This window comes from Micromonospora chalcea (assembly GCF_002926165.1).
Classification (GTDB): Bacteria; Actinomycetota; Actinomycetes; order Mycobacteriales; family Micromonosporaceae; genus Micromonospora; species Micromonospora chalcea.
In genome coordinates this window covers 1-1,411 of sequence record NZ_MAGP01000078.1, presented here as the reverse complement: position 1 = coordinate 1,411, position 1,411 = coordinate 1, and the positions used below count along the sequence as shown (strand labels likewise).

Sequence of the window (1,411 nt, the reverse complement as noted above, 5' to 3'; positions counted from 1 at the left end):
TACTCCAACGTCACTTCGCTCGTCTGCGCTGGTAGTGGGATCGACGGGCTCGGGCTTGGGATGTTCGTCGCCAGATCGACCAGTGCAGGGTGTGCGCTGGTGGTGGTGCTGTGGCGAGGACGAACGCGTTGAGGAGGCGGCGGATCTCAGCGAGGGTCAACGCGATGATCTCCGCATCAGTGTTGGGCTGCTGCGCGGTGGCGGCGAGGATGGTCAGGACGGCCAGGGCGAGCATGGCCAGGGTGACGTGGCGGTGCCAGCCGGTCCAGCCGCGGACTTGGTAGTGGTCCAGGCCGACCTGGCCTTTGCCGGTCTGGAACAGCTCTTCGATGCTCCAGCGGGAGCCGGCTACTCGCACAAGTGCGTGCAGCGGGACGGGGCGGGGTGACCAGCACAGGTAGAAGGCCAGCTCATCGGTGGTGCGGTTGCGGCGGATCAGCAGCCATCGGTGCTCACCCGGCCTGGTGGCGGTGGTGATCCAGGCCCACAGGTACTCGCGTGGCCCTTTCGCCCCGGGGCCGCAGCTGTGCGGCTGCCACTCGCGGGTGGGGATCCGGTCGGCGAGGTCGTCGACGCGGATCAGGGTGCGGCCGTCGTTGACGGCCACGCGTCGGTCGCAGCCGACCGCCAGGACGTAGCCAATCTCGCGTTGTTCCAGCTCAGCGCGCAGGCCTGGGTCGGCGCCGTAGACCTCGTCGCCGGTCACCCACCCGAATGGGACACCAGCCTCGATCGCGGCGGCGATCATCTGCCGGGCCAGGGCAGGCTTCGTCGCGAACCCGACCTGGTCGGGAACGCCGGCTTCGGTGAGCCGGTCGGGACGGTCGCACCAGGTCGCCTCCGGCAGGTAGAGCCGACGGTCGATCATCGCTCGTCCCGTCGGTGACACGTAGGCCAGGAACACCCCGACCTGGCTGTTCTCGACACGGCCGGCGGTGCCGGTGTACTGCCGCTGCACCCCGACCGAGCACACCCCTTTCTTGAGGAACCCGGTCTCATCGGTGACCAGCACCGCGTCGGGGTGGCCGAGCTGTTCGATCAGCCAGGAACGCACATCGTCGCGGACGGCGTCGGCGTCCCACACCGCCGTGCGCAGCAGCCGCTGCATCGCCTGCGGATCAGCGTTACCCGCCCGTTCCGCAAGCGACCAGCAGGTCTTCCGTTCGGTGTCCGACAGCAGCCCTTCCACGAACCGCCCGGCCGTCGCCCGCGGCTCGGCCCGCACGAACCGGTCAGAGACACGCGTCACCGCCTCGTCCAGGATGACCCGCCACCGGCTGGGGTCTACGCTGTGGCCCACGGCCATCGCGCGATCTTCGGTTGTCCTCACAAACCATCGATGATCAACGCGGTGGCCGCCCTCATACCCACGCCACGCCCAACGCCGAATCCAAGTGACGTTGGAGTACTA

General features: G+C 68.7%; 1 protein-coding gene. It reads right to left on the bottom strand.

Translation table 11 applies throughout. The features are described from left to right. Positions 1-10: 10 nt before the first annotated feature. Complete coding sequence (locus BAW75_RS08130; RefSeq protein ID WP_104113156.1) at positions 11-1,306, bottom strand: IS701 family transposase; 1,296 nt, start codon at positions 1,304-1,306, stop codon at positions 11-13. Between the last annotated feature and the right edge of the window lie 105 nt (positions 1,307-1,411).

Coding starts and splice junctions, on each gene's coding strand:
- BAW75_RS08130 (WP_104113156.1), bottom strand. CDS start 1,306: ATGGCCGTGGGCCACAGCGTAGACCCCAGCCGGTGGCGGGTCATCCTG.